Here is a 22,442-nt window from a genome sequence, read left to right as displayed (position 1 = left end):
CCGGCGGGTTCGCCGGCGCCCTCCACCCCCGCGCCGGCCCCGTCCACCAGCACCTCCCCGGCGCCTGCGCCCGACACCACCGCCCCCACGGTCGGCAAGGTCGGCGCGAGCCCGTCGGCGCTGGAGGGGGAGGACTGCCGCTACGGCAACCGCACCAGCACCGTCTCGGCCACCGTCACCGACGACGAGAGCGGCCCGGCCGCGCTGAAGGTCAGCTTCCGCTACACCGTGGCCGGGGCCACCTCGACCGTCGCGATGGACTCCACCGGCCGGGGCGTCTTCCAGGGCACCCTCGGTCCGCTGCCGATGCCGAGGACGGCCACCCGCGTCGCGATCTCCGTCGTCGCCGTCGACGCCGCCGGCAACTCGGGCCGGTCGGCGTCACCGGCGTACGTGAGCCTCGACAACCTCTGCACCCCCGGTTAGGAGCCCGACGTGGAGGAACGTCCCGGCGACCGGCGTATGCCGCCGCCCACCGACCCGTGGGCCACCGTCGACCGGACGGTCCCCACCGTGCACCTCGGCGACACCGACTCCACCGTGCACCTCGGCGACACCGACCCGACCGTGCACCTGCAACCCACCGCCCCGACCGTGCGCGTCGAGCCGGAGATGCGCTTCGGCCCGGGCGTGCCGGTGCCCCCACCGGCCAACCCCGGCTGGCCGGCGCCCGCCGCGACCGCGCGCCCACGCCCGCTGTGGCGGCGGCTCGTGTCCGTGCTCTCCGGCCTGCTGACCCTCGCGCTCGTCGTCGTGGTCGGCCTCTACCTGTGGCAGCGGCTCAGGCCGCTCGAGGTGCAGAGCGCCACGGTCACCGTGCCCCGGCCGGCCGGGAACCGCTGCGACGTCACCGTCGACGTGGTCGCCACCGTGCGCACCAACGGCCGCAGCGGCGTGATCCGCTATCAGTGGTTCCGCTCCGACGCGGCACCCACCGCCGTGCTCACCGAGCAGATCGGCAGCGGCCAGCGCACCGCGACCCTCACCCTCAGGTGGACGTTCACCGGCGTCGGCACCACCACCGAGACCGCCACCGTCAACATCATCGAGCCGACGCCGGTGCAGGCCGGCACCCGAGTCGGCTACCGCTGCCGGCGCCGCTGACCCGGCGGGACCCGGCCAGCAGATCGATCAGCCGGGCCATCCCGCCGGCCCGGGCCGCGCCGCGGAACGCCTCCACCAGCTCGTCGCGGCGCGCCGCGTCGACCACGGTGTGGCGCTGCTCGGTCAGATGCCGGCGGGCCCGCAGCGCCAGCTGCCGCGCGGCGCTCTCGGTGAGACCGAGCAACGCGCCGATCTCCCGGAACGGATAGCCGAACGCCTCCCGCAGCACGTAGACGGCGCGTTCGGCCGCGGACAGCCGCTCCAGCAGCAGCTGAACGGCGACCCGCAGGGCTTCGCCGCGTTCCGCCTCGAGCGCCGGATCATCGGCGTCCATCGGCAGGTCCGGCAGCCACCCGTCCACGTTGACCTCGCGCCGGGCGTAGGCGGAAGTCGCCACGTTGAGGGCGAGCCGGGTCGTGACGGTCACCAGGAACCCGGCCGGGTTGTGGACCTGGGCCCGGTCCGCGCCCTGCCAGCGGACCCAGACGTTCTGGACGACGTCCTCGGCGTCGGCCGCGCGGCCCAGCATCTGGTAGGCGATCCCGAACAACTGGGAACGGACACTGACGAAGTCCGCAATCGCCTCGGGCTCGACGGGACCGGTCGACGTACGCATGACGCTCTCCTCCGCTCGCGGTGCCTCAGATGAAGGCAGCGTCGCCCGGGCGGGAGGGCACTCGAATCCGCTGACTCGCCAGCCGGACTGGCTAGTGGCGGGGCAGCGCGACTGGCCGGTGAGCCGATATCCTCCGATCACACTGCCGTGATCGACGGGAGCGCTGGGTGCGACATGACCACCGAGCTTCAGACCCACTGTGATCAGCTGCGGGCGTTGCACCGGCCGGGAGACCCGCTCCTGCTGCCGAACGCCTGGGACGTCGCCACCGCCAAGGCCGTGGTCGCCGCCGGTTTCCCGGTGGTCGCGACCACCAGCGGCGGCGTGGCCGCGTCGCTGGGATATGAGGATCATGAGCGGGCGCCGGCCGGCGAGATGTTCGCCGCCGCCGCGCGGATCGCCCGGGGTGTCGAGGCGCCGGTGACCGTCGACGCCGAGGCCGGCTACGGCATGGAGCCGGCCGAGCTGGTGGCCGCGTTGCGGGCGGCGGGCGCCGCCGGCTGCAACCTGGAGGACACCGATCACGCCGCCGGCGGCCTTCGTGACGCCGGCCGGCAGGCCGACTGGCTCGCCGCGGTGCGCCAGGCCGCGGCGCAGGACGGCTACCGGCTCGTCATCAACGCCCGGATCGACACGTTCGTCGGCCCGTTCCTCGCCGGGTCCGGCCCCGGCGCGCAGCAGGAGCTCGTCGCCGACGCGGTGCGCCGCGCGAACGCCTACCTGGCGGCCGGCGCCGACTGCGTCTTCCCGATCGTGCTGTGCGAGACCGAGGCGCTGCGCCGCTTCATCGCCGAGGTCGACGGCCCGGTGAACGTTCTCCGCCTGCCGCAGACACCACCGCCGGCCGAGCTGGCCGCGCTCGGCGTGGCCCGGGTGAGCTGGGGATTCCTGCTGCACAGCGGCGCGATGGCGCACTACACCGATCAGCTCGCCGCCCTGCGCCGATGAGGGACTGGCGAGCTGTGCTGGCGTGATGGCGGACTCGAACCCACCCCGTGGCGCGTGACCCTGTCGGGACACGTACCAGAAAGGGGTTTTCGATGTTCACGGGTAAATCAACGGTCCGGCGGGTGCTGTCGCTCGGATCCGTGCTCGCCGTCGCGCTGCTCGCGCTCAGCACGTCGCCCGCCGGCGCCGGGTCGCCGGCCCACCAGCGGCCGCGCCCGACCGTCGTGCTGGTGCACGGCGACTGGGCCGACGCCTCGTCCTGGACCGGCGTGATCGAACGTCTGCAGCGCAAGGGCTATCCGGTGCTCGCTCCACCCAACCTGCTGCGCGGACCGGCGACGGACGCCGCCTACCTGGCCGCCTACCTGCGGACCGTTCCCGGCCCCATCGTGCTGGTCGCCCACTCCTACGGCGGGTTCGTCGCGACCAACGCGGCCACCGGCAACACCGACGTCAAGGCGCTCGTCTACATCGACGCGTTCCTGCCGGACGAGGGCGAAGTCCTCGGCGCCCTCGCGGCGGAGGGCTCGTGCATCACCGACAGCGCGTTGCAGCAGGTGCCCTACGACGGGGGAGTGGACCTGTACCTGCGGTGGGAGGCGAACGGCGCCTACCCCGGCTTCAGCAGGTGCTTCGCCAACGGGGTCGACCGGGACCGGGCCGCCGTGCTCGCCGCCACGCAGCGGCCCGCGGCGTACGCACAGTTCGGTGAGCCGTCCGGGCCGCCGGCGTGGCGGACGATCCCGTCGTGGTCACTCATCGGAACGCAGGACCAGGTGATCCCGCTCGCCCTGCAGGAGAAGATGTCCCAGCGGGCCGGCGCCCGCATCACCCGCGTCAAGGCCGGCCATCTGACCCCCGTCACGTCTCCCGACGAGGTCACCCGGGTGATCCTCGCCGCGGTCGACGCGACCAGAGGCTGACCCGGTGCTCTAGACGGCGCGCAGCCGGCTCTCCGGAAGACGGCCGAGCTGGCTGCGCGACGTGATCTCCAGCTTCGTGAAGACCTTGCCCAGGTGGTACTGCACCGTCCGGGGACTGATGAACAGCTGGGCGCCGATCTCCGGGTTGGACAGGCCCTCCCGGGCGAGCCGCGCGATCTGCCCCTCCTGCGGGGTGAGCAGGTCATGGGTGTCGACGGTGCGGCGGCGCGCGGCGCCGCCGGTGGCCTGCAGCTCACGGTGGGCACGTTCGGCGAAAGCCGCGGCCCCGGTACGGCTGAACATGTCATGCGCGGTCCGCAGCTGCTCGCGTGCGTCGACGCGGCGGTTCTCCCGGCGCAGCCACTCGCCGTAGACCAGGTGCGCGCGGGCGAGATGGACGGCGACGCGACTGCGGGTGAGCCGTTCGATCGCCTCCCGGTAGCAGGATTCCGCCGCCTCGCCGTCGCTCAGCAGGCCCCTGCACCAGGCCTGCACGCCGTGCGCCCAGTCCGTACCGGCCGCGTTCGTGCGTTCCTCGAGTTGCCGCAGGGCCGCCGCGGCCTCGTCGACGGCACCGCTGCGCACACCCGCCTCGACCAGCTCGATCAGGGCGAAACCGTAGATGCCCAGGTCGTCGTACTCACCCGCCGTGCGGGCGCTGACCAGGGCGTCCTCGTAACGGCCCAGACCGTTGAACAGCACCGCGGTCGCGTAGCCGTGCCCGCCGACCCCGCGGCCCTCACCGCGCGCGAGGACGTGTTCGAGGCCCCAGGTCGCGTACTCCAGAGCCTCGACCTCGGCGCCGCGCCACACGGCCAGCTGCAACGAGGAGAACCGCACCGGGGCGTTGCCGGTGGCGTCGGTGATCGCGATCGACTCCTCGGCGAGTGACTCGGCCACCGCGAACTCTCCCGCGTACAGGTGCACCGCGGCGAGGTTGCCCAGCGCCAGGGGCAGCATGATGAGCGCGCCGGCGTCACGGCACAGCCGGATCGCGCGGGTCGCCACGTCATGCCACATCTGGTAGTCCCACAGGTCACCGGCGACCAGCCAGGGCAGCCAGAACCAGCGCATCATCTCGTCCGGATCGCCGCCGGCGCCCGGCCCGAACGCCTGCAGCGCCCGCCGCAGCGGCGCCACACCCGCGACGTAACCGTCGGTGAACCGCGTCGCCAGACCGTCCAGGAGCAGGTCGATCGGTCGCGGCGGGCCGGGCGCGTCCGGCCCGCCGCGGGCGGCCACGGCCACCTCGCGCGGCCCGATCCGCTCGTTGAGGCGTCCGGCGAAGATGGCGGCGCCCAGAGCCTCCAGGTACGCCTCCCGCGCCGCACCGTGGTCGAGTGGCGCCAGCCGGTCGGCCGCGTCGAGCAGCAGCGGCGGCGCGTCGCTGCCCCGCCGCAGGGCGAACGCGATCTGGGCGCGCAGGCGGACGAGCCGGGCACGCTGCAGGTCGTCCAGAGGGCACAACCCGGCGACCGCCAGCAGCTTGTCGGCCGCGTCCGGCGCACCCGACTCGAACGTCGCCTTCGCCGCGGTGAGCGCCCGCTGGCCGCGGCGCACCGGATCCGGGGTCAGCTCGGCCGCCCGTTCCAGGAACGCGGCCGTCGCGGCGATCCCCCCACGCTGCGCCGCCCGCCCCGCCGACAGCTCCAGCTCCGCGGCGATGCCCTCGTCCGGGGTGGTGGTGGCGTGGGCGCGGTGCCAGGCCCGGCGATCCGGGTCAGCCGCCGGATCGGTCGCCTCGGCGAGGGCCCGGTGCGCCCGTTCCCGTTCGGGCAGGGTCGCGGTGCCGTAGATCGCCGAGCGCACCAGCGGATGACGGAACCGGACCCGGCCGCGTACGTCGATCAGGCCCGCGGACTGGGCCGGCGCCAGAGCGTCCGCACCCAGCCCGAGCAGGGCGGCCGCGCGCCAGAGCAGCGCCGCGTCACCCACCGGGTCCGCTGCCGCCGTCAACAGCAGCTGCCGGGTCTGCGCGGGCAGCGAGTCGAGGCGGCGCAGGAAGCTCTGCTCGATCCGGTTGGCCAGCGGCGACGTGTCGAGCACGCCGAAACCGCCGGCCAGCTCGGTCGGGGTCAGGCTCTGCGGCAGCTCGAGCAGGGCGAGCGGGTTGCCGCGGGACTCGGCGACGATGCGGTCGCGGACGAGCTCGTCCAGGCGGCCGGGCAGCGCCGCGTCGAGCAGCGCCCGCGAGTCGGTGTGGCCGAGCCCCTCGACCATCAGTTCGGGCAGCCCGGCCAGCTCCGGGACGTTGCTCGGCTCGCGGACCGCGAAGACCAGGGCGACCGGCTCGGCGAGCAGGCGGCGGGCGACGAACGCCAGCGTCAGCGCCGAGGCCCGGTCCAGCCATTGGGCGTCGTCGACCACCCAGAGCAGGGGCTGCTCCGCGGTCACCGCCGACAGCAGACCGAGCACACCCAGACCGACGACGAACCGATCCGGTGGCGGCGCCGCGCTCAGACCGAACGCGGCTGCCAGCGCGTCACGCTGCGGTCCGGGCAGCCGCTCACGCCGATCGAGCAGCGGGGCGCAGAGCTGGTGCAGGCCGGCGTAGGTGAGCTCCATCTCGTACTCGTGCCCGGCCGCCCGGGCGACGCGAAAGCCGGCGGCGTTGCGCACGAGATGGTCGAGCAACGCCGATTTGCCGACCCCGGCCTCGCCGCGCATGACCAGCACCCGGCTCTGACTCGCCCGCACGCTCGTGAGCATCTGTTTCAGGGCGCCGCGTTCGTCGTGCCGATCACGAAACGGTGGGCTCGTGGACATCGTTTCGGACGCTATCCCCGCCGCCGAACAGCGTCAATCGGCTTGATCGGTCGTGCTTGCGAGCCCGCGGTCAGGGCTTTCGTGCCACCGCTCCGTAGGCGTCCAGCCATTCAGCCGCACCGTCCGGGCGCCAGTGGGTGATCTGCACCAGGCCCGGCTCCACCATCTGCAGCCCGTCGAACAGGCTGCCGATGGCGTCCGGGCTGCGCAGGATGTACGGCACGCCGCCGCTCTGGGCCAGCCGTTCGGCCCCTTCGACCACCGCCGCGGTGGTGTCGGTCCCGTCCCACAACACCAGGTAGCTGCCGGACGGCGTCGCCGCCATCACCCGGTTCACGATGGACGACACCACCTCGAGGTCCGGCTCGTAGCCGAGCACACCCATGAACATGACGCCGATCGGCTCGGAGAAGTCGAGCACCTTCCGTGCCTCGGCGAGGATCCGCTCCGGCTCGTGGTAGTCGGCGTCGACATGGACGGTGCGGCCGCCGTCGGCCGTCTGCGCCATCAGGGCGCGGGCGTGCACCAGCACGAGCGGGTCGTTGTCCACGTACACGACCCGCGATTGTGGCGCGACCGCCTGAGCGACCTCATGGGTGTTCTGCATGGTCGGCAGTCCGGTGCCGATGTCGAGGAACTGCCGGATCCCGGCTTCGGCGGCGAGATAGCGCACGGCGCGGATCAGGAACTGCCGGGACTGCTTGGCCATCAGCACGATCTCGGGGTAGACCTGGGCGACTCCGTCACCGGCGGCCCGGTCCGCGGCGAAGTTGTCCTTGCCGCCCATCCAGTAGTTCCAGATTCGTGCCGCGTGCGGCACGTCCGGCTGAAGCTGAACCGAGTTGAGATCATCCGTGGACGCCATGCGGCCGTTGTACGGGAAGCGCCCCGGATCCGCAAGTGTCGATGCCGCGCCGTGGCCGCGCCGTCCGGTCCACACCGGCATGTCTCCCTCCGCGTGACCCTCGCGCGAACCCGCGCGAGGCATGCGCGTGGTGCGCGGGACGCCGCCTCACTAGCCTGACGTCATGCAGCGGCCGTGGCCGCTCACCGGCCGGGACGAGGAGCTGCGCAGGGCCGCGGCGGCGATCCGGCCCGGTGCGGCGGGGATCGTGGTGGCGGGCCCGGCCGGGGTCGGCAAGACCCGGCTCGCCCGCGAGGCACTGGCGCACCCGGCTGCCCGGCACCCGAGCGTCGTCTGGGCTCACGGCAGCACCGCCGCCCGGCCGTTCCCCCTCGGCGCGTTCGCCGGCCTGCTCGACATCGCGGCCGGCGACGCCGCCGAGACCATCGGCGCGGCGCTCGGCCGGCTCGCCCGGCAGCAGCCGCTGGTCCTGGCCGTCGACGACGCGCACCTGCTCGACGAACACTCCGCGATCGTGCTGCACCGCGTCGTGGTGCGCCGCCTGGCACCCGTGATCGTCACCCTGCGCACCGGCGAGCCGGCCCCCGACACCGTGACGTCGCTGTGGAAGGACGACCACCTCGAACGCCTCGACCTGGCCCCGCTGGACGCCGCCGACACCACCGGCCTGGTCGCCCGGGTCCTCGGCGGCCCGGTCGACTCGGCCTCCGCGCACCGCCTGTGGACCCTGACCGAGGGCAGCCCGCTGTTCCTGCGGCACCTGCTGGCCGGGGAGGTGTCCGCGGGCCGGTTCACCCCGGCCTCCGGCATCTGGCGGTGGACCAGCGAACCCGCGATCTCCCCGCAGCTCGCCGGCCTGCTCGACCGCGAGATCGGCGGCCTCGCCCCGCCGGTGCAGGACGTCGTGGACCTTGTCGCCCTGGCCGAGCCGCTGGCGATCCCGGCACTGTCCACGCTGACCTCGCCCGCGGACCTCGAGGAGGCCGAGAACCGCGGCCTGGTACGCACCGACGGGCTGGTCGCCCGGCTGGCACACCCGCTGTACGGCGAGGTCCGCCGCACCGCCATGGGCCGGCTGCGCGCCCGCCGGCTGCGCGGCCTGGTGGCACGGACCCTGGACACGGCACCGGACCCGATTCCCCGGGCCGTGCTCACCCTCGACTCCGACCTGCCCCCGGACCCCGCCCTGTTCCTGCGCGCCGCCGAGGCCGCAACCCGCATGTACGACCTGCCGCTCGCCGAACGCCTCGCCGCCGCGGCCGCCGCCACCGGCGACCCCGGCGCCCGGCTGGTGCACGCCTCGACACTGTCCTGGCTCAGCCGCGGCGACGAGGCCGAAGCGATCTTCGCCGACCTCGCCGGGAGCGCCCCGGACGCCGGAACCCGCGCGATGGTGCACCTGCACCGCACCGGCAACCTGCTCTTCACCCTGGCCCGGCCCGACGCGGCACGCCGGGCGCTGGCCGCGGCCGAGGCCACCGGCGCCGCCCCGAAACACGTCGCCGCGATGTCGTTCGCCCTGGCCGCCGCCGTCGGCGAGCTCGCGCCGGTGCTGGCCCGCGGCCCGCAACTGATGAGCGACGAGCTGCCCGACGACCTGGCCCGCATCCTGGTGGCCTCGGCGGTGTCCGCGGCCGCCGCCGTCACCGCGAAGTCCGGGCTCCTCGACGAGGCCGCGGTGCTCGGCGGGCTCACCGCCGACCGGGTGCCCACCGTCATCCCCGGGTTCGGGCTCGCCGACTACCAGGTGCTCGGCCACCGCCTGGCCGGCACCCCGGAGCGGGGCGCCGAGCTGGCCCGCAGAATGCAGGCCGCGTCCGCCGACCTGCCCGGCCCGGCCCGGCTGATGGGGCTGGTCGTCGCCGGGCACGCCGCCCTCGCCGCGGGCCGGGTCCGCGACGCGCTGCAGCCACTGCGCGAGGCCTGGGCCGGACTGGCGGGCTCCGGGCACGAGTTCCGCTTCCGCTGCCGCACCCTGCTGGCGACGGCCCTGGCACAGACCGGCCGGCCGGCGCCGGCCGCCGCCCTGCTCGCCGGCATCGACGCCGGCCGGCACCCGGCCTACCGGATCTTCGTGCCCGACGACCTGCTGGCCCGGGCCTGGGCAGCGGCCGCCGAAGGATCGACGACCGAGGCACTCGGCCACGCAGCCGCCGCGGCCGGCTCCGCCCGCGAGATCGGCGCCCCGGCGTACGAGGTGATCGCCTGGCAGACCGCCGTCCAGTGGGGCGACGCCACCGTGGCACTGCCACGCCTGACAGCACTCGCCGAGCTGTGCCCGCGGGCCGCCCTGGCCTGCGCGCACGCCAGGGCCTGGGCCGACGAGGACAGCTCGGCGCTGCTGGAAGCCGCCGGCGCCTGGGCCCGGCTCGGTGACCTGGTCGCGGCCGGCGACGCGGGGGCCCAGGCTGCAGACGTGCACCGCCGGCGGGGACGCCAAGGGTCGGCCCTGTCCGCCGCGGCCCTCGCCGAGAAGCTGGCCGGCCAGTCCGGCGCCCGTACCCCGGCGCTGGCGATCGCGGCCCGGCCGCTGCCGCTGACCGCCCGCGAACGCGAGATCGTCGCGCTGGCCGCCCGCGGCCGGTCGAACCGGGAGATCGCCGAACGGCTGACCGTCTCGGTGCGCACCGTCGAGGGACACCTCTACCGCGCCGGCCTCAAACTCGGCGTCTCCGGGCGGGCCACCCTGGCGGACGTCTTCGAAGTCGAGTAGCCCACTACTCGCCGCGCCGCGGCCGCGCGGCCGCAGGCTGTTCCCAACAACCGTTGGGAGGAGCCATGGACACCATCCACGTCGCGCCCGGAGAAGGCCGGCACTACCCGATGATCGACGGCGACCACATCGCGAAGGCAGCGGTGAAGGACGCCAACGGCGCTTTCGAGGTCTTCGAGGTGGTCGCGCCGGCCGCACCGATGGCGCCCCCGCACGTCTCGCCGTGGAGCGGCGTGCTCTACCTGCTCGAAGGCCGGATCACCGCGATGGTCGACGGCAAGCCCTACGACGTGGAACCCGGCGGCCTGGTGGTGTTCCCGGCCGGCACACCGAGCACCTTCGAGGTCGTCGGCGAATCCGCCCGGTTCGTGGCGATCACCACCGGCGACGGCGCCGGGCGCTTCTTCGCCGACTTCGCCCGCTCGGTGCCGGCGGACCGCCCACCCCAGGACTCGATGGCCGCGATCCTGTCGGTGGCCAGCCGCCACGGCGTCGCGCTCGCGGACACCTGAGCCCAGCTGCAATCGCTGGGTGTCGCGCGCCGGCGAACCTACAGGCCGGTGACGGCCGCTTCGATCTTCTTCGCGCGTGACGGCTTGACGTTGCCCGAGACCCGGACCAGCACCGTGCCGTCCGCGCACAGGTAGTGCCATTCGGTGCCGAGGACCGGGTTGTCCTTCTGCAGGCCCTGAATGTAGTCGGAACGCCGCTTGGCAGCTTCGGCGTCGGCGAAGGCCTCGACCACCAGCCCGCGGTCGACGCTGTACGCGTCGGCGCCCGTGTCGCCGCCGGGCAGGTCGGCGGAGGCCCGCGACAGGTAGCCGTTGGGGCGGCCGAGCAGGTTGTTCGGGTCGGTGTCCTCGTCCTGAACCGCCGTCTTCGCCAGGCCGAGGCCGGCCGCCTTGAGCCGGGTGAGAACGGCACCCGCGTCGAGGGGCACGCTCGTCTCCTCGACCGGCGCCGCCGCTGAGGTAGCCGCGGTGACCGGCGCCGGCGTGCTGGTGACGGTTGCCGCCGGCCCCGCGTCCGAGGAGCACGCCCCCGCGGCGAGAAGCACGGACAGGGCGACGGCGGCAGTGAGGGGTCGGCGCATCCGCGCACCGTAGCCGAGACGCGGACAGCCGGATCGGCTGAGCCCCGCTCGGCCCATCAGCCGACGTCGAGCCCGTCAGACCTGGCCGACCAGGGTGTCCCCGACGGAGGCGATCACGCCGTCGACCGCGTCGTCGTCGATGCCCTCCAGCTCGATGATGAGCCGGTCCACGCCCACCTCGGCGTACCGGCGGACGGTGTCGAGGTCCGGCGGGCCGGGCGGGGTGAGAGTGATCTCCAACTCGCCGAGCTCCGCCGGGCGCTCCTCGCGGCGGGCCGCCTCGGCCAGCGCGCGCAGCGCCTGCCCGGTCTCGTCGACGTCCAGACCCCAGCCGTACCAGCCGCTCCCGTGCCGGACAGCCCGCCGGTACGCGGCGGCCGAATGACCTCCGACCACGATCGGCGGGTGCGGGCGCTGCACCGGCGACGGGTGCTGGACGACGCCCGAGAACGACACGAACCGGCCGTCGAACGACGGTGCGGCGTCCCACAGCGCACGCATTGCCGCCAGGTACTCATCCGTCCGGGCACCCCGCTCGGCGAGGGTCACTCCCATCGCGTTGAGCTCAGGCTCGACGTAGCCGGCCCCGACCGCGACGGTCAGCCGGCCGCCGGACAGCACGTCCAGTGAGGTGAGCTGTTTGGCCAGCAGCACCGGCTGGCGCTGCGGAAGCACGATCAGGCCGACCCCGAGGCGCACCCGGCTGGTCACGGCCGCCAGGTAGGTCAACGCGATCATGGCCTCGAGCCGGGGCGGGTTGCCCTCGCCGGCCGGAAGCGCGATGTGGTCGCCGACCCACAGCGACTCGAAGCCCGCCTCCTCCGCCATCCGGGCCCGCCGGGCCAGGACGGCGGGATCGACGTTGCGGTCGCGGTGCAGCCCGTACAGCCCGAACCTCATCCGATCAGCCACCTTCCGGTGTCCTCGTCGCCACTGTCCGATCAGCACAGTACGGGGAGGGTTCCACGAACGCACTGACCTCAGCGACGCGGGCCGGAGATCGGCTGGTCACCGCCTGCCGGCGCGGGGCTCCCGCGCAGATCGAGCAGGAAACCTCGCTGCCCGGCGTCGCGGCGATCGATCATCGGTACGCGCCGGTCGCCGCTGTGGCCGAGTCGCACAATGCGCTGCACCTTCCATGTCCGCACGGCACAGTCCCGCAGTTGCTCGCGCGGTTCGAAGAGCTCCGTGACGTAGTCCTCGGCGACGCAGAGCTGCCCTCGCACCCGGACCAGCGATCCCGCCGCCGGCGGTTCGCCGCGTGCGTGCGTCTCCAGCACGTAGAAGGCGATCCCGTACGCGCTCAGTGCCCAGCCATCAGCCCACTGGGACCGGGTCGCCAGCACTTCGCCGACGAGTTCGTATCCGATCCGCTTGCCGTCGCTCTCGATCTCGACGGCCGGCGCACCGCGGTCCGGCTCGCCCGCGGGCGCCCAGGACTGGCAGTCGATCTGCAACGCGAGGCGGGTCGTCGCGCCGACCGCGGTGGTGTAGCCGTCGCTGGCGACCATCCCACCGAACAGCAGCACGTCGCGCCAGGGCCCGTGCGCCGATCCCGTCATCGCATCCTGATTTCCTCGTCGCCCCGGACCGGACCGTGCCGGCCCCAAGATCGTATGACAACGGTTACGTTGGGTGGATGAGCGCCCAGCTGCCCAGCGGCGGCATCGAGGTTCTGCCCGGCGACCTCGACGCACTCGAATCACGCTGGGCGGACTGCTGGAAGCCGGGCGATGTCGCGCGGCGCCTGGCCGGCACCTCCGTGCCCTGGTACGTCGCGGCGGGCTGGGCCCTGGATCTGTTCCGCGGTGAGCAGACCCGCGCGCACCACGACATCGAGATCGGGGTGCCGGCAGGCCGGTTCCCGGAGATTCGGGATCGCTTTCCCGAGTTTGCTTTCGACGCGATCGGGACCGGCCGTATCTGGCAGTCACCGACGGCGCAGGTGCTCGACGCCACCTGGCAGACGTGGCTGCGTGAGCCATCGACCGGACGTTACCTGCTGGACGTCTTCCGGGAGAGGCACGACGGCGAGGTCTGGATCTGCCGGAGAGACGAGACGATCAGGCTGCCCTATGGCGAGATCATCCGGCACACCGGCGACCAGATCCCCTACCTGAGCCCTGAGCTCGTTCTTCTCTTCAAGGCCAAACACGTGCGGCCGAAGGACCAGGACGACTTCGACGGCGTCTTCCCGCTGCTGACGCGTCCCCAGCGAGAAAGGCTGTTCGCGCTGCTGACCCAGGTCCATCCGGGACATGCCTGGCTGGCAGCCTGGTAACGATCCTGTCCTCGATCCGGTAGCTGACGGCCCGCCGGCACAGATACGTTGCCCTCCGCCGAGACGAGTCCGGGAGAAGGCATGAACGATGGCGGAGCAGGTTGGACCGATGTCGCCGGCGTTGTCACAGCCGTGGTCTCCGTTGTGATCGCCTTGGTCGCCGTTGTCATCGCCGTGCGCACCGACAGCAGATCCCGCGAAGTCATCAAGATCCAAACGTATCTGGCGCTTCGATCACGGTTCCTGGATCTGTATCAGAAGCTCGGCAAACTCGATGACGGCCGCCCACCGGACGACCCGGCGTTGCGGTTGGCGCGGGCGGCCTACTGGCACCACTGCTGGGACGAGTGGTTCATATCCGAACGCTTGTCACGCACCGAAGTCGGCGGGATGTGGCAGGGCTTCTTCTCCCGAGCGATGCTGTCCGGCCTTCGCCACCCGGCTCTGCGGAAAGCCCTCGAAGAGCTGAAGGCCGACGAGCAGTTCGGTTTCGGCAACTACGCCAGAGAATTCATCGACGAGCTGGACCGGATAGCCGAGACCGAGAAACGCTGACGGCGCTCTCACCGGCACGTCAGCGCATGTGTCCATCGTTGCGGCGAGCCGGTTTGTCCTTCCGCGACTCCGGCAGGTGCACGCCCTCGGGAAGCGACAACACGTTCATGATCGTCACTCGTTCGGTCTCCCCGCGCTGTCGGATGCGCTCGCGCCTCGTCTCTCCGACCTGCTTCGCGATCTCTCTGACCGCCAGCCACAGCCCACCACTGGCGCACAGCGCGGTGATGATTTGTACGAGGTCATCAGGAGCCATGTCAATATCGTCCACCCGCACCCCTGCCCAGCACCGTGAGTGAATGCGCTCGGGACGCGGCCACAGCCGGGTGCCACTCTTGAAGGCCGACCGTCGCGGCTCATGAGGGGTGCCGCGGAATTGTCGTAGCCCGCATCTAGGCTGCCGCCGTGAGCATGAACGGTAACTGGCTGCGTGTCACCCCGGACGAGCTGGAACACGCCAGGAACGACCTCGGCTGGGCATACGAGCTGGCCCGTACCGAGTGCGACGGCGACTCCGTGCGATGGACGACCACGGGCAAGGCGTGGAACGCACTCGACTTCCTGCTCGACCGGCTCGGCTTCGAAGCGTCGCTGGTGCTGGGGGAGGAGAGCTTCGTCGAGCTGCCGGACGTCGAGCTCGACAGCGATGAGATGTTCGACTTCCTGGAGAACCTCGAGCACGACTGGGGCTACGGGCCGCCCAGCTATCTGACGACGGTCCAGGTGGCGGCCGGGGCCGCACGACTGGCCACGCTCACCGAGGAAGACCTTCTTCGCGGCGTCGACCCGGCGGAGCTGAACCGGGCCGACGTCTACCCCGGTGTCTGGGAGCGCCCTGGCGAGCTGGCGTGGGTGGCCCACCACCTGCCGGACGTGCGAGCGTTCTTCACCGCAGCCGCCGAGAACGGTGACGCGGTGATCTGCTGGCTCGACTGAGCCCGGCCACCCTGGGCAGGTGCGGCGGTGCACCGGTGCTGGTCAGCCCGTGGCGTCCCGGACGTCTCGGCCCTGCTCGGCGAACGCCTTGAAGTCCTGCATGTGCTGTTGCGACTGCTTACGGAAGGCGCCGGGCATCAACAGCCCCACCAGCCGCATCAGGATGCCGCTGAACCGGTACTCGTTCTCGCTCTGCCACAGTGTCGTCTGCGGACCGGCTTCGGTCAGCCGGTCGCGCACGATGCTCGACATGCCCCCACCGACGATCTCGCGCTCGAAGTGAACGACACTCTCCTTGGGGATCCCGTGCAGGTCCACCGGCTCCCGGCGGGTGACGGTCTCGGTGCCCTCGAACGTCTGGTTGCCCATCTGCATGACGACTCGCGACGTGGTGCCGACGTGCCCGTGCGCGCCACTGAGCGGCTCGTGCACGACCAGGCCCCGAATCCACTTCTGCATGTGCGCCGGGTCTGCCAGCAGCTGGGCCACCCTCTCCCGGGGCAGGGCGATCTCGGTCGAGACGGTGAACTTCATGGCGGCGCGCTCCCGTTTTGAGCGGTGCGGAACCGCCCCAGGCTAGTCCAGTCCCGCGCGGAAGCGCCGGTCTCGATGTGCCGCGGTGAACAGCAGGCGACCGTTCGCCCTGGTGAGCGGCGGGCACGGCATGACTATGCGCTGATGCTGTTGTTCCGGGGCGACTCCCGGCGCCGGGGGATGTCGACGGGTGTGGTGGTCGCGATGATCAGGGCGACGTCGTCTTCACGGGGGCGGGCGTCGGCGTGGGCGACGAGCAGGTCCGCGAGGGCCTCCGCGGTCATCTGCCGGCGGCCGCCGAGGAGCTGGTGCAGGCCGTGGAATCCGTCGTCGATGGTGGCGTGACGGGTTTCGACGAGCCCGTCAGTGTGCAGCAGCAGGCTCGCGCCGGGCGGTAGCCGGTAATGATTGTCGGTACGGGATCGGCGGTGCCGGGCGCCGAGCAGCGGGTCGGTGCCGGTCAGCGCGGTGACGTGTCCCTCCGCGGTCAGCACGCTCGGCGGCGGGTGACCGGCATTGGACCAGGTCAGGGCGTGGCCTCCGTCAGCATCGTGCTGCAGGTAGGCGAGCAGCACGGTGGCGATGGTCGGGGCACCGAGGGCGTGGCTGGCGTGATCGAGGCGTTCGAGAACAGCGGCAGGGGTCTCAGCGCGGTCGATGAGGATGCCGCGCAGCATGCTGCGCAGTTCGCTCATCGCGGCGGCGGCGGTGAGGTTGTGGCCGGAGACGTCGCCGATGACCAGAGCGAGCCGGCCGTCGGGGAGGGTGATCGCGTCGTACCAGTCGCCGCCGACGAGGTCACCGTGGTGGGCGGGCAGGTAGCGGGCGGCCAGCCGGGCGGTCGCGGCCGCGGGGAGCCGGGTGAGCAGGGCCTGCTGCAGGGTGTGGGCGGCGGTGTTCTGATTCTGCAGGTGGGTGACGCGTTGCAGGGCCTGACCGACGTAGCCGGCCATGGTGACCATGACGCTGCGCTGATCGGCGTCGAGTTCGTGCGGATGGTTCCAGGAGAAGGTGAGCGCGCCGAGGCGGCTCTGCACGCCTGGCACGGGGGCGCAGGCGATGGCCTGCCAGCCGAGGGCGGCGATGTCGTCGGCGAGTTGCGGGTAACCGGCGCGGATCGCCGCCGGGTTCGGCAGGGTGAGTAGCTGCCCTGTGCGGAACACCTCGGCGGCCGGCAGCGGTGCGGAGGCCGGGAAGCTGGGCCACCGGGTGGCGACGTCGGCGGGTAGCGGTTCGGTGCCGTAGACCTGTAGCCGCTGCTCGTCGTCGAGCAGGACCATCCCGATGTGTGACGGACTGAACGCCGGCGAGGTGAGCTGGGTGAGCGCGGTGACGATCTGCGCGACGGTCCGGGTCCGGGCCAGCAGCTCACTGGCTTTGAGCAGCAGCTCGCTGCGCAGTGATGCCGCCTGTGCCCGGCGGCTCGCCGCGGCGGCGACGGCTCGGCCGCTTTCGGCGCGGCGGGTGGTGATCCGTAGCCGCAGACTGTCGGAACAGGCCAGCGCCATGTCGGCCAGCAGCGAAAGCTCCGTCGGAGCCCATTCGCGGGGTTCGTGGTCGATGGCGCACAGAGCGCCCAGCACAGTGCCGTCGGCGTCGGTCAGCGGCATCCCCGCGTATCCGGCGATGGCCAGCTCGGTGACCGCCGGGTTGCCGCTGCACCGCTGGTCGTCGCGGGCGTCGGTGACCACCAGCGGCCCCTGTACCGCCGCTACGTGCTGGCAGATGGCGTGGCTGAGGGGAGTCTGCCGGGTGGTGGCCCACGGCTCGGCCAGCCCGGCCTGACCCGGGAAGAACTGCCGCCGGTCGTCGAGCAGCGATATCAGGGCCACCGGAACGTCGAGCAGGGTGCGAACCAGGCCGGCGATGCGGTCGAACACCGGTTCACCGGCCGCGTCCAGGCCCGTGTCGGTCACCGCACGCACCCGGGCGGCGCGCTCGTGGTCCTCGACCACCGTGGCTGCGCCGTGATCATGATGCTGGTCGTTCACGCGGCGATCCAGGCAGCACGTTCACGCCTGCGGCCCGGCGATCGTGTGGCCGCCGGCGTCATGCAGTTCAGCGGGTGCTCCACCGGACCGCCAACAGTTTCGGGGCGCCGGCTCTTGGCCTTCACGATCGCCATCCCTCCCGGGGTACGCAGGCCCAGCGGATCGGGCTCAAATCCGGCCACGGTCGCCGGGATGTTCCCGCAATATTGTCCATCGAATCGGTCGGGGGCGTAGTTCACCGAGTCGCGCGAGCCTGCCGATCTTCGGCACTCGAGGGCGGGGGCCGGAGCGGGTCCGGGAGATACCGGAACACCTGCGATCAAGATGGATCATGCCGACCGGGCACCGAGGTCAAGCAGAATCCGCCGGCCGGCTTTGATGCCTGCTTGTCGGTAGAGCCACGGGCGTACCCGATCTTGGTGCCCATGCCCACGAGCGTACCGGAGAGCCCCTGCCGCACGGACAACTGCTCAGCTCGCCAGCTTGCTGCCGGTGAGCAGGCGCGCGCGAATCACTGGTCGGATCGCGTCCGCGTCGGTGATGGAAGGCTGTCGGCGCGCCGAGCGATTTCCTGGGCTTCAGCGGTGACCGCGTCGCCGAGCCGGTCCAGCCGTACGGCGGTGGCTTCGTCCGGCGAGGCGTCGGCGCTGCGGTGCAGCGTGTCCTCGGCGCGTTCCAGCGCTTCGGCGGTGTTGTGCATCGTCTTCGCGGTTCGGTATGCGTCACGCACTTGGTCGGAAGCCATGCGTTCCGAGTTACCCACTGATTTGCGTGCTTCACCGTCAAGTGGGACTTCTGCCTTACCGAGCCGCGCCGGAGCCTGGCGGTCAGTCACAGACGCGACCGCGGCCGAAAAATCTGGTCTCCGGGTGCTAGATATTCTCGGCGGGGTTGGGTAATATAGCTCCCGTTGACGACGAAGATCTTGTGAAGACGCTGACGTGACAAGCCGAGCGTCAAGCAGGGCCCGGAAGTTTTCGTGGCTCGCTCGGCAGCCGCGGTGGAGCCACTGCACCGCGCGTAGGTCAAGACCTTGACGTAATTCCAGGTCAAGGCACCGCAGGCAGGGCCGATGCAGTTCCGGGGCTCCGCCTGATGTAAGGAGATCCGTCGCACGTGTGCGGGGCCATGAAGTCGCGTGGGGCTCCGACACCGACGGTCGGCACCACAGGTAAAGGAAACAAGAGGAAAGGGAGGGTTTGACGCCGTTGGATCGCCCGCCGTCAGAACGTAGTACCAGTTCTGTGGTGGACACCGTGGTCACATCGAATGTGAGGTGGTCTCCGGTCACGCTTACGCGATCCTCGCGCCTGCCGGCACTGATAGCGGCAGGGCGCGGAAACGAGAACCCGACGAACGTGTCGGTAGATGGTGTTTCTTACCCGTAAACCCTGGGCCCCGGCGCACCACGCGCCGGGGCCCTCGTTCATGAAGAGGACTGTATGGCCCCATCCGACGACATGCTCAACGACGACGACTACCCCGCGTACACCATGGGCCGCGCCGCCGAGATCGTAGGCGCCTCGCAGGACTTCCTGCGCCGCCTGGACGAGGCGAAACTGATCACCCCATTCCGGTCCGCCGGCGGACACCGGCGCTACTCCCGCTACCAGCTACGACTGGCCGCACGAGCCCGCGACATGGTCGACCAGGGCACCGCCCTCGAAGCCGCCTGCCGGATCATCATCCTCGAGGACCAGCTCGAAGAGGCTCTCCAGCACAACCGGAACCACCAGCGCCTCCAGCAGACCGACGCCAGCTGACCCCAGCCTCTCCTCGCGGTCACTGTCGGCACTGGACCTCGGTGGAGGCGCCGGGGCGGTGAAGGCCGTTGACGGGCCGCGGCGCGGACGCTGAGGGTGAAGCGAACGAGAGCGGCGGTCATTCGCGACGGGTCTCCTGCGCTGTCCGGACGTCTACGGGCTGCTCGGTGGCCGCCCAGCTGGCGAGCAGCCTGAACCGCTCCTCGGTGACGCTGCCCGGTTCGGCGGTGTACGTCGTGAGGGTGTAGGCCGTGTGGGCGGAGATGTCGACGCGGGAGGAATAGTAGGTAAGTTCCAGCGCGCCGACCGTGGGGTGGTGGAAGCGTTTGACGCCACCGTGGCGCAGCCGGACGTTGTGCTGTGCCCAGCAGCTGCGGAACTCGTGGCTGACGGTGGACAGTTCCCCGATCAGCTCCCGTAGGACCTTGTCGTTCGGGTGGCGGCCGGCCTCGGCGCGCAGCAGCGCGGCGGTGGTGTCGGCGGCGGCGTCCCAGTCGGCGTAGAAGTCGCGGGCACCGGGGTCGAGGAAGTTGAAGCGGGCGAAGCTGGGCTGCCCGTTCGGGCTGAGCGACGGGCCGGTGAACATGGGCGCGTACATGGCCCGGCCCAGCGCGTTGGCCGCGAGGACCTCCAGCCGGTCGTTGTTGACGAACGCGGCTGACATCGTCATCGAGTCGAGCAGCCATTGCATGCCGGCCGGCACCTCGGCGCTGGTCCGCCGTCGCGGGGCTGGCCTGCTGGGCCGGGCTGCCCGGGCCAGGTCGAACAGGTACCCGCGTTCCTCGTCGTCGAGGTGCAGCGCCCGGGCGACGGCATCGAGCACGTCGTCGGAGACACCGCTGATGTGGCCCTTCTCCAACCGGACGTACCACTCGGTGCTGACCCCGGCCAGCACCGCGACCTCCTCGCGGCGCAACCCGGCGACGCGGCGCCGTCCGCCGCCGGCCGGCAGGCCGACCTGTTCCGGGGTCAGCCGGGCGCGGCGGGTGGCGAGGAAGTCCCGGATATCGGCGCGGTTGTCCACGCCTCCACGGTAGGTGCCCGCGAGGCGGGAAAGGGGGTTGTGCTTGTACCCCCACAAACGCGACCTGCCCCGATCGCGCGGCACGGCGTCTGATGGAGGAGGCCGAGCTACCAGACTTCCCTGTTGAGGAGCACCTCCATGCGTGGAGTAGTCATGCACGCCCCCGGCGACGTCCGGATCGAGCGGCGCGAGGATCCGCGGATCGTCGAGCCGACCGACGCGATCATCCGGCTGTCGGCCACCTGCATCTGCGGGTCGGACCTGTGGCCGTACCGCGGCATCGAGAAGATCGAGAGCCCGCTGTTGATGGGCCACGAGTACGTCGGCGTCGTCGAGCAGATCGGCGACCAGGTCACGACCATCAAGGTCGGCGACTTCGTGGTCGGCTCGTTCGTCATCTCCGACAACACCTGCGAAATCTGCCGGGCCGGCTTCCAGTCCCAGTGCGAGCACGCCTCATTCGTCGCCGGCGGGATCGGCACCCAGGCCGAGAAGGCCCGCATCCCGTACGCCGACGGCACCCTGGTCGCGACGCCGGGACAACCCAGCGCGGACCTGATCCCCGCCCTGCTGGCCGCCTCCGACGTGCTGGGCACGGGCTGGTTCGCCGCCGTCGCCGCCGAAGCCGGACCCGGCAAGACGGTGGCCGTGGTCGGTGACGGCGCCGTGGGCCTGATGGCGATCCTCGCGGCCAAGCACCGGGGCGCGGAGCGGATCATCGCCATGTCCCGGCACGCCGGCCGGCAGGAACTGGCCCGCTTCTACGGCGCGACCGACATCGTCACCGAACGCGGTGACGCGGGCGTCGCGAAGATCAAGGAGCTCACCGGTGGGCTGGGCGCGCACTCGGTCGTCGAGGCCGTCGGCACCCAGGAGTCCTTCATGCAGGCCGTCGGCGCCACCCGCGGCGGCGGGCACCTCGGCTACGTCGGCGTCAACCACGACGTCACGATCCCGGGCATCCAACTGTTCTTCGCCGGCATCCACACCCTTGGTGGTCCCGCGCCGGTACGCCGGTTCCTGCCCGAACTGATCCAGCTGATCTGGGATCGCACGATCGACCCGGGCAAGGTGTTCGACCTGCGACTTCCGCTCGAGCGGGCCGCCGAGGGCTACCGGGCCATGGACGAGCGTCGCGCCACCAAGGTGATGCTCACCTTCTGACCCCACCGGCATCCCGAACCACGCCACGTGCGGCGGGCGGCGACCAGTGCCGGTCGCCACCCGCCGCGTCGCGGTCGGTCAGCAGGACCCGTTGACCACCGGCGAGGAGCCGGAGAGGAACAGCGGCGAGCCGATGTAGCCGGCCTTGACGAAGGCGGCCGAACCGAAGCCCTGGTAGTTGTTCTTCGTCGCCAGGCAGAGCACGCTGGCACTGGCCGTGGCGCTGATGGCGTTGAGCTGCCGGTCGGTGCCGACGGCCTCGGACACGCCGTTGCGAACCATGATCGCGACGACGTCGATGCTGTCGACCGGCGCGTCGCAGAAGGCGTTCACGGTCGTCACCGGCGGGTTGCCGGGAACGTCCTGCACCACCGGTGTGCTGATCGTGCCACCACAGGTGATCACCTCGAGGGCGCGGCTCGCCGCCCCGGTGCGGTCCTTCTTGGTGAGCGTGGTCGAGAACTTCGTGACGTGAGACCCGGACGTGGCGGCCTTCGGGGTCAGCGGCGTGGACGGCGCCGGCGCGGCGGCGGCCGGGGACGCGCCGCTGAGCAGGCCGATCAGCAGCATGGCCAGCAGCGCCACCGGAAGGGCCAGCGGACGGAATCGTGCGGACATGTGTTCCTCCAAGCGTCGGACGTGACGGTTGACCCGACCAGGTTCACCGTCGCCGATGGATCCGGGCTGGACAGTCACTGGACGCGGCGGCCGGCGCCGATCGATGTCGCAGATCCGACCGATCCGCGACGGGCGGGCGCCGCGAACACACCGCGACGGGTTCCGTGCGGTAACGACTGGAGGTACAGGGAATGCTCGCCGTGCAACTCCTCGGCCGGATCCGGGTGTGGCACGACGGCGCGGAGGTCGACCTCGGTCCACCCGGCCGGCGGGCGCTGTTCGGGCTGCTGGCTCTGGCCGCCGGGCACCCGGTGTCCCGGCGGGACCTCGTCGACGCGCTCTGGCCGCACGCCGCGCCCCGGACCGCCACCAACGTGCTGCAGACGTACGTCAAGCATCTGCGACGAGCGGTGGAGCCGTACCGGCCGGCGCGCTCGCGCAGCGCGGTGCTGCCGGCGGTCGGCGACGGCTACGCGCTGCAGGTCGACGACAGCGCCGTCGACGTGCTCCGGTTCCGCGAGCTGGCGGGGACCGCGCGCAGCCGCGAG

The 22,442-nt window shown here is 71.9% G+C and carries 23 protein-coding genes and 1 pseudogene; 12 read left to right on the top strand and 12 right to left on the bottom strand.

From position 1 onward, the window contains the following. A pseudogene (locus tag AB0F81_RS41550) lies at positions 1 to 426 on the top strand (serine/threonine protein kinase); the annotation flags it as partial. 9 nt (positions 427 to 435) lie between these two features. Further along, entirely contained in the window at positions 436 to 1,104 is a 669-nt protein-coding gene (locus AB0F81_RS41545) for a hypothetical protein (protein WP_360207574.1), read from the top strand. Here the strand turns inward: AB0F81_RS41545 and AB0F81_RS41540 are convergent. After that, a complete protein-coding gene (locus tag AB0F81_RS41540; RefSeq protein WP_360207571.1) occupies positions 1,043 to 1,720 on the bottom strand; it encodes a sigma-70 family RNA polymerase sigma factor in 678 nt (225 codons plus the stop codon). The two genes, AB0F81_RS41545 and AB0F81_RS41540, sit on opposite strands and share 62 nt — an antisense overlap. A 174-nt stretch (positions 1,721 to 1,894) precedes the next feature. Here AB0F81_RS41540 and AB0F81_RS41535 point away from each other — a divergent pair, with 174 nt between their 5' ends. Both AB0F81_RS41535 and AB0F81_RS41530 read left to right on the top strand, forming a co-directional pair. Then, positions 1,895 to 2,668, top strand: coding sequence for an isocitrate lyase/phosphoenolpyruvate mutase family protein (locus AB0F81_RS41535; protein WP_360207568.1), 774 nt, complete (start codon positions 1,895 to 1,897; stop codon positions 2,666 to 2,668). 92 nt (positions 2,669 to 2,760) lie between these two features. After that, positions 2,761 to 3,591, top strand: a complete 831-nt coding sequence (locus AB0F81_RS41530; protein WP_360207565.1) for an alpha/beta hydrolase — start codon at positions 2,761 to 2,763, stop codon at positions 3,589 to 3,591. A 9-nt stretch (positions 3,592 to 3,600) separates the two neighbouring features. Here the strand turns inward: AB0F81_RS41530 and AB0F81_RS41525 are convergent, their stop codons facing one another. Together AB0F81_RS41525 and AB0F81_RS41520 are read right to left on the bottom strand one after the other, a co-directional pair. Continuing rightward, a complete protein-coding gene (locus AB0F81_RS41525) occupies positions 3,601 to 6,357 on the bottom strand; it encodes an AAA family ATPase (protein WP_360207563.1) in 2,757 nt (918 codons plus the stop codon). Between the two features lie 70 nt (positions 6,358 to 6,427). Continuing rightward, positions 6,428 to 7,222, bottom strand: a complete 795-nt coding sequence (locus AB0F81_RS41520) for an SAM-dependent methyltransferase (RefSeq protein WP_360207561.1) — start codon at positions 7,220 to 7,222, stop codon at positions 6,428 to 6,430. Between the two features lie 163 nt (positions 7,223 to 7,385). On the opposite strand from AB0F81_RS41520, the gene AB0F81_RS41515 reads away from it, so the two are divergent. Next, positions 7,386 to 9,935 carry a LuxR C-terminal-related transcriptional regulator gene (locus tag AB0F81_RS41515; RefSeq protein ID WP_360207558.1) on the top strand — a complete coding sequence of 850 codons (2,550 nt, stop codon included), beginning with the start codon at positions 7,386 to 7,388 and terminating at the stop codon, positions 9,933 to 9,935. Between the two features lie 65 nt (positions 9,936 to 10,000). Continuing rightward, positions 10,001 to 10,447 (top strand): cupin domain-containing protein, encoded by a 447-nt coding sequence (locus AB0F81_RS41510; RefSeq protein WP_360207556.1) that lies wholly within the window; start codon positions 10,001 to 10,003, stop codon positions 10,445 to 10,447. Between the two features lie 38 nt (positions 10,448 to 10,485). Here AB0F81_RS41510 and AB0F81_RS41505 read toward each other — a convergent pair whose 3' ends face one another. The 3 genes from AB0F81_RS41505 to AB0F81_RS41495 all read right to left on the bottom strand — a co-directional run bounded on the left by AB0F81_RS41505 (position 10,486) and on the right by AB0F81_RS41495 (position 12,590). Then, on the bottom strand, positions 10,486 to 11,028 hold the full coding sequence (locus AB0F81_RS41505; protein ID WP_360207554.1) for a hypothetical protein: 543 nt from the start codon (positions 11,026 to 11,028) through the stop codon (positions 10,486 to 10,488). 75 nt (positions 11,029 to 11,103) lie between these two features. Continuing rightward, positions 11,104 to 11,928 (bottom strand): TIGR03619 family F420-dependent LLM class oxidoreductase, encoded by an 825-nt coding sequence (locus tag AB0F81_RS41500; protein ID WP_360207551.1) that lies wholly within the window; start codon positions 11,926 to 11,928, stop codon positions 11,104 to 11,106. 80 nt (positions 11,929 to 12,008) lie between these two features. Further along, complete coding sequence (locus tag AB0F81_RS41495; RefSeq protein ID WP_360207548.1) at positions 12,009 to 12,590, bottom strand: hypothetical protein; 582 nt, start codon at positions 12,588 to 12,590, stop codon at positions 12,009 to 12,011. A 77-nt stretch (positions 12,591 to 12,667) separates the two neighbouring features. Between AB0F81_RS41495 and AB0F81_RS41490 the strand changes: the two genes are divergently transcribed. Continuing rightward, positions 12,668 to 13,309, top strand: a complete 642-nt coding sequence (locus tag AB0F81_RS41490) for a hypothetical protein (RefSeq protein WP_360207545.1) — start codon at positions 12,668 to 12,670, stop codon at positions 13,307 to 13,309. 81 nt (positions 13,310 to 13,390) lie between these two features. Continuing rightward, positions 13,391 to 13,864, top strand: coding sequence for a hypothetical protein (locus AB0F81_RS41485; protein ID WP_360207543.1), 474 nt, complete (start codon positions 13,391 to 13,393; stop codon positions 13,862 to 13,864). Positions 13,865 to 13,883: 19 nt separating this feature from the next. Here the strand turns inward: AB0F81_RS41485 and AB0F81_RS41480 are convergent, their stop codons facing one another. Then, positions 13,884 to 14,120, bottom strand: coding sequence for a hypothetical protein (locus AB0F81_RS41480; RefSeq protein ID WP_360207540.1), 237 nt, complete (start codon positions 14,118 to 14,120; stop codon positions 13,884 to 13,886). Between the two features lie 155 nt (positions 14,121 to 14,275). On the opposite strand from AB0F81_RS41480, the gene AB0F81_RS41475 reads away from it, so the two are divergent. Beyond that, positions 14,276 to 14,800 (top strand): YfbM family protein, encoded by a 525-nt coding sequence (locus AB0F81_RS41475; RefSeq protein ID WP_360207576.1) that lies wholly within the window; start codon positions 14,276 to 14,278, stop codon positions 14,798 to 14,800. 42 nt (positions 14,801 to 14,842) lie between these two features. Here AB0F81_RS41475 and AB0F81_RS41470 read toward each other — a convergent pair whose 3' ends face one another. The 3 genes from AB0F81_RS41470 to AB0F81_RS41460 all read right to left on the bottom strand — a co-directional run bounded on the left by AB0F81_RS41470 (position 14,843) and on the right by AB0F81_RS41460 (position 18,025). After that, a complete protein-coding gene (locus tag AB0F81_RS41470) occupies positions 14,843 to 15,334 on the bottom strand; it encodes an SRPBCC family protein (RefSeq protein ID WP_360207537.1) in 492 nt (163 codons plus the stop codon). A gap of 134 nt (positions 15,335 to 15,468) precedes the next feature. Further along, on the bottom strand, positions 15,469 to 17,325 hold the full coding sequence (locus AB0F81_RS41465) for a SpoIIE family protein phosphatase (protein WP_360207535.1): 1,857 nt from the start codon (positions 17,323 to 17,325) through the stop codon (positions 15,469 to 15,471). Positions 17,326 to 17,836: 511 nt separating this feature from the next. Beyond that, positions 17,837 to 18,025 (bottom strand): hypothetical protein, encoded by a 189-nt coding sequence (locus tag AB0F81_RS41460; protein WP_360207532.1) that lies wholly within the window; start codon positions 18,023 to 18,025, stop codon positions 17,837 to 17,839. Positions 18,026 to 18,767: 742 nt separating this feature from the next. Between AB0F81_RS41460 and AB0F81_RS41455 the strand changes: the two genes are divergently transcribed. Further along, the gene (locus AB0F81_RS41455) at positions 18,768 to 19,088 is read left to right on the top strand and encodes a MerR family transcriptional regulator (protein WP_360207529.1); all 321 of its coding nucleotides are present in this window, start codon (positions 18,768 to 18,770) and stop codon (positions 19,086 to 19,088) included. A 118-nt stretch (positions 19,089 to 19,206) separates the two neighbouring features. On the opposite strand, the gene AB0F81_RS41450 is transcribed toward AB0F81_RS41455, so the two are convergent. Further along, complete coding sequence (locus AB0F81_RS41450) at positions 19,207 to 20,112, bottom strand: helix-turn-helix transcriptional regulator (protein ID WP_360207526.1); 906 nt, start codon at positions 20,110 to 20,112, stop codon at positions 19,207 to 19,209. 138 nt (positions 20,113 to 20,250) lie between these two features. Here AB0F81_RS41450 and AB0F81_RS41445 point away from each other — a divergent pair, with 138 nt between their 5' ends. Beyond that, positions 20,251 to 21,276: a zinc-dependent alcohol dehydrogenase family protein gene (locus AB0F81_RS41445; protein WP_360207523.1), complete on the top strand. Its 1,026-nt coding sequence runs from the start codon at positions 20,251 to 20,253 to the stop codon at positions 21,274 to 21,276. 78 nt (positions 21,277 to 21,354) lie between these two features. On the opposite strand, the gene AB0F81_RS41440 is transcribed toward AB0F81_RS41445, so the two are convergent. Next, positions 21,355 to 21,894, bottom strand: a complete 540-nt coding sequence (locus AB0F81_RS41440; protein ID WP_360207520.1) for a hypothetical protein — start codon at positions 21,892 to 21,894, stop codon at positions 21,355 to 21,357. Between the two features lie 191 nt (positions 21,895 to 22,085). Here AB0F81_RS41440 and AB0F81_RS41435 point away from each other — a divergent pair. Then, positions 22,086 to 22,442, top strand: a 357-nt coding sequence (locus tag AB0F81_RS41435; RefSeq protein WP_360207517.1) for a winged helix-turn-helix domain-containing protein, incomplete at its 3' end; no start/stop codon positions are given.

Source organism: Actinoplanes sp. NPDC024001 (assembly GCF_040638955.1).
Classification (GTDB): Bacteria; Actinomycetota; Actinomycetes; order Mycobacteriales; family Micromonosporaceae; genus Actinoplanes.
This window is presented reverse-complemented; position numbering and strand designations above follow the sequence as displayed.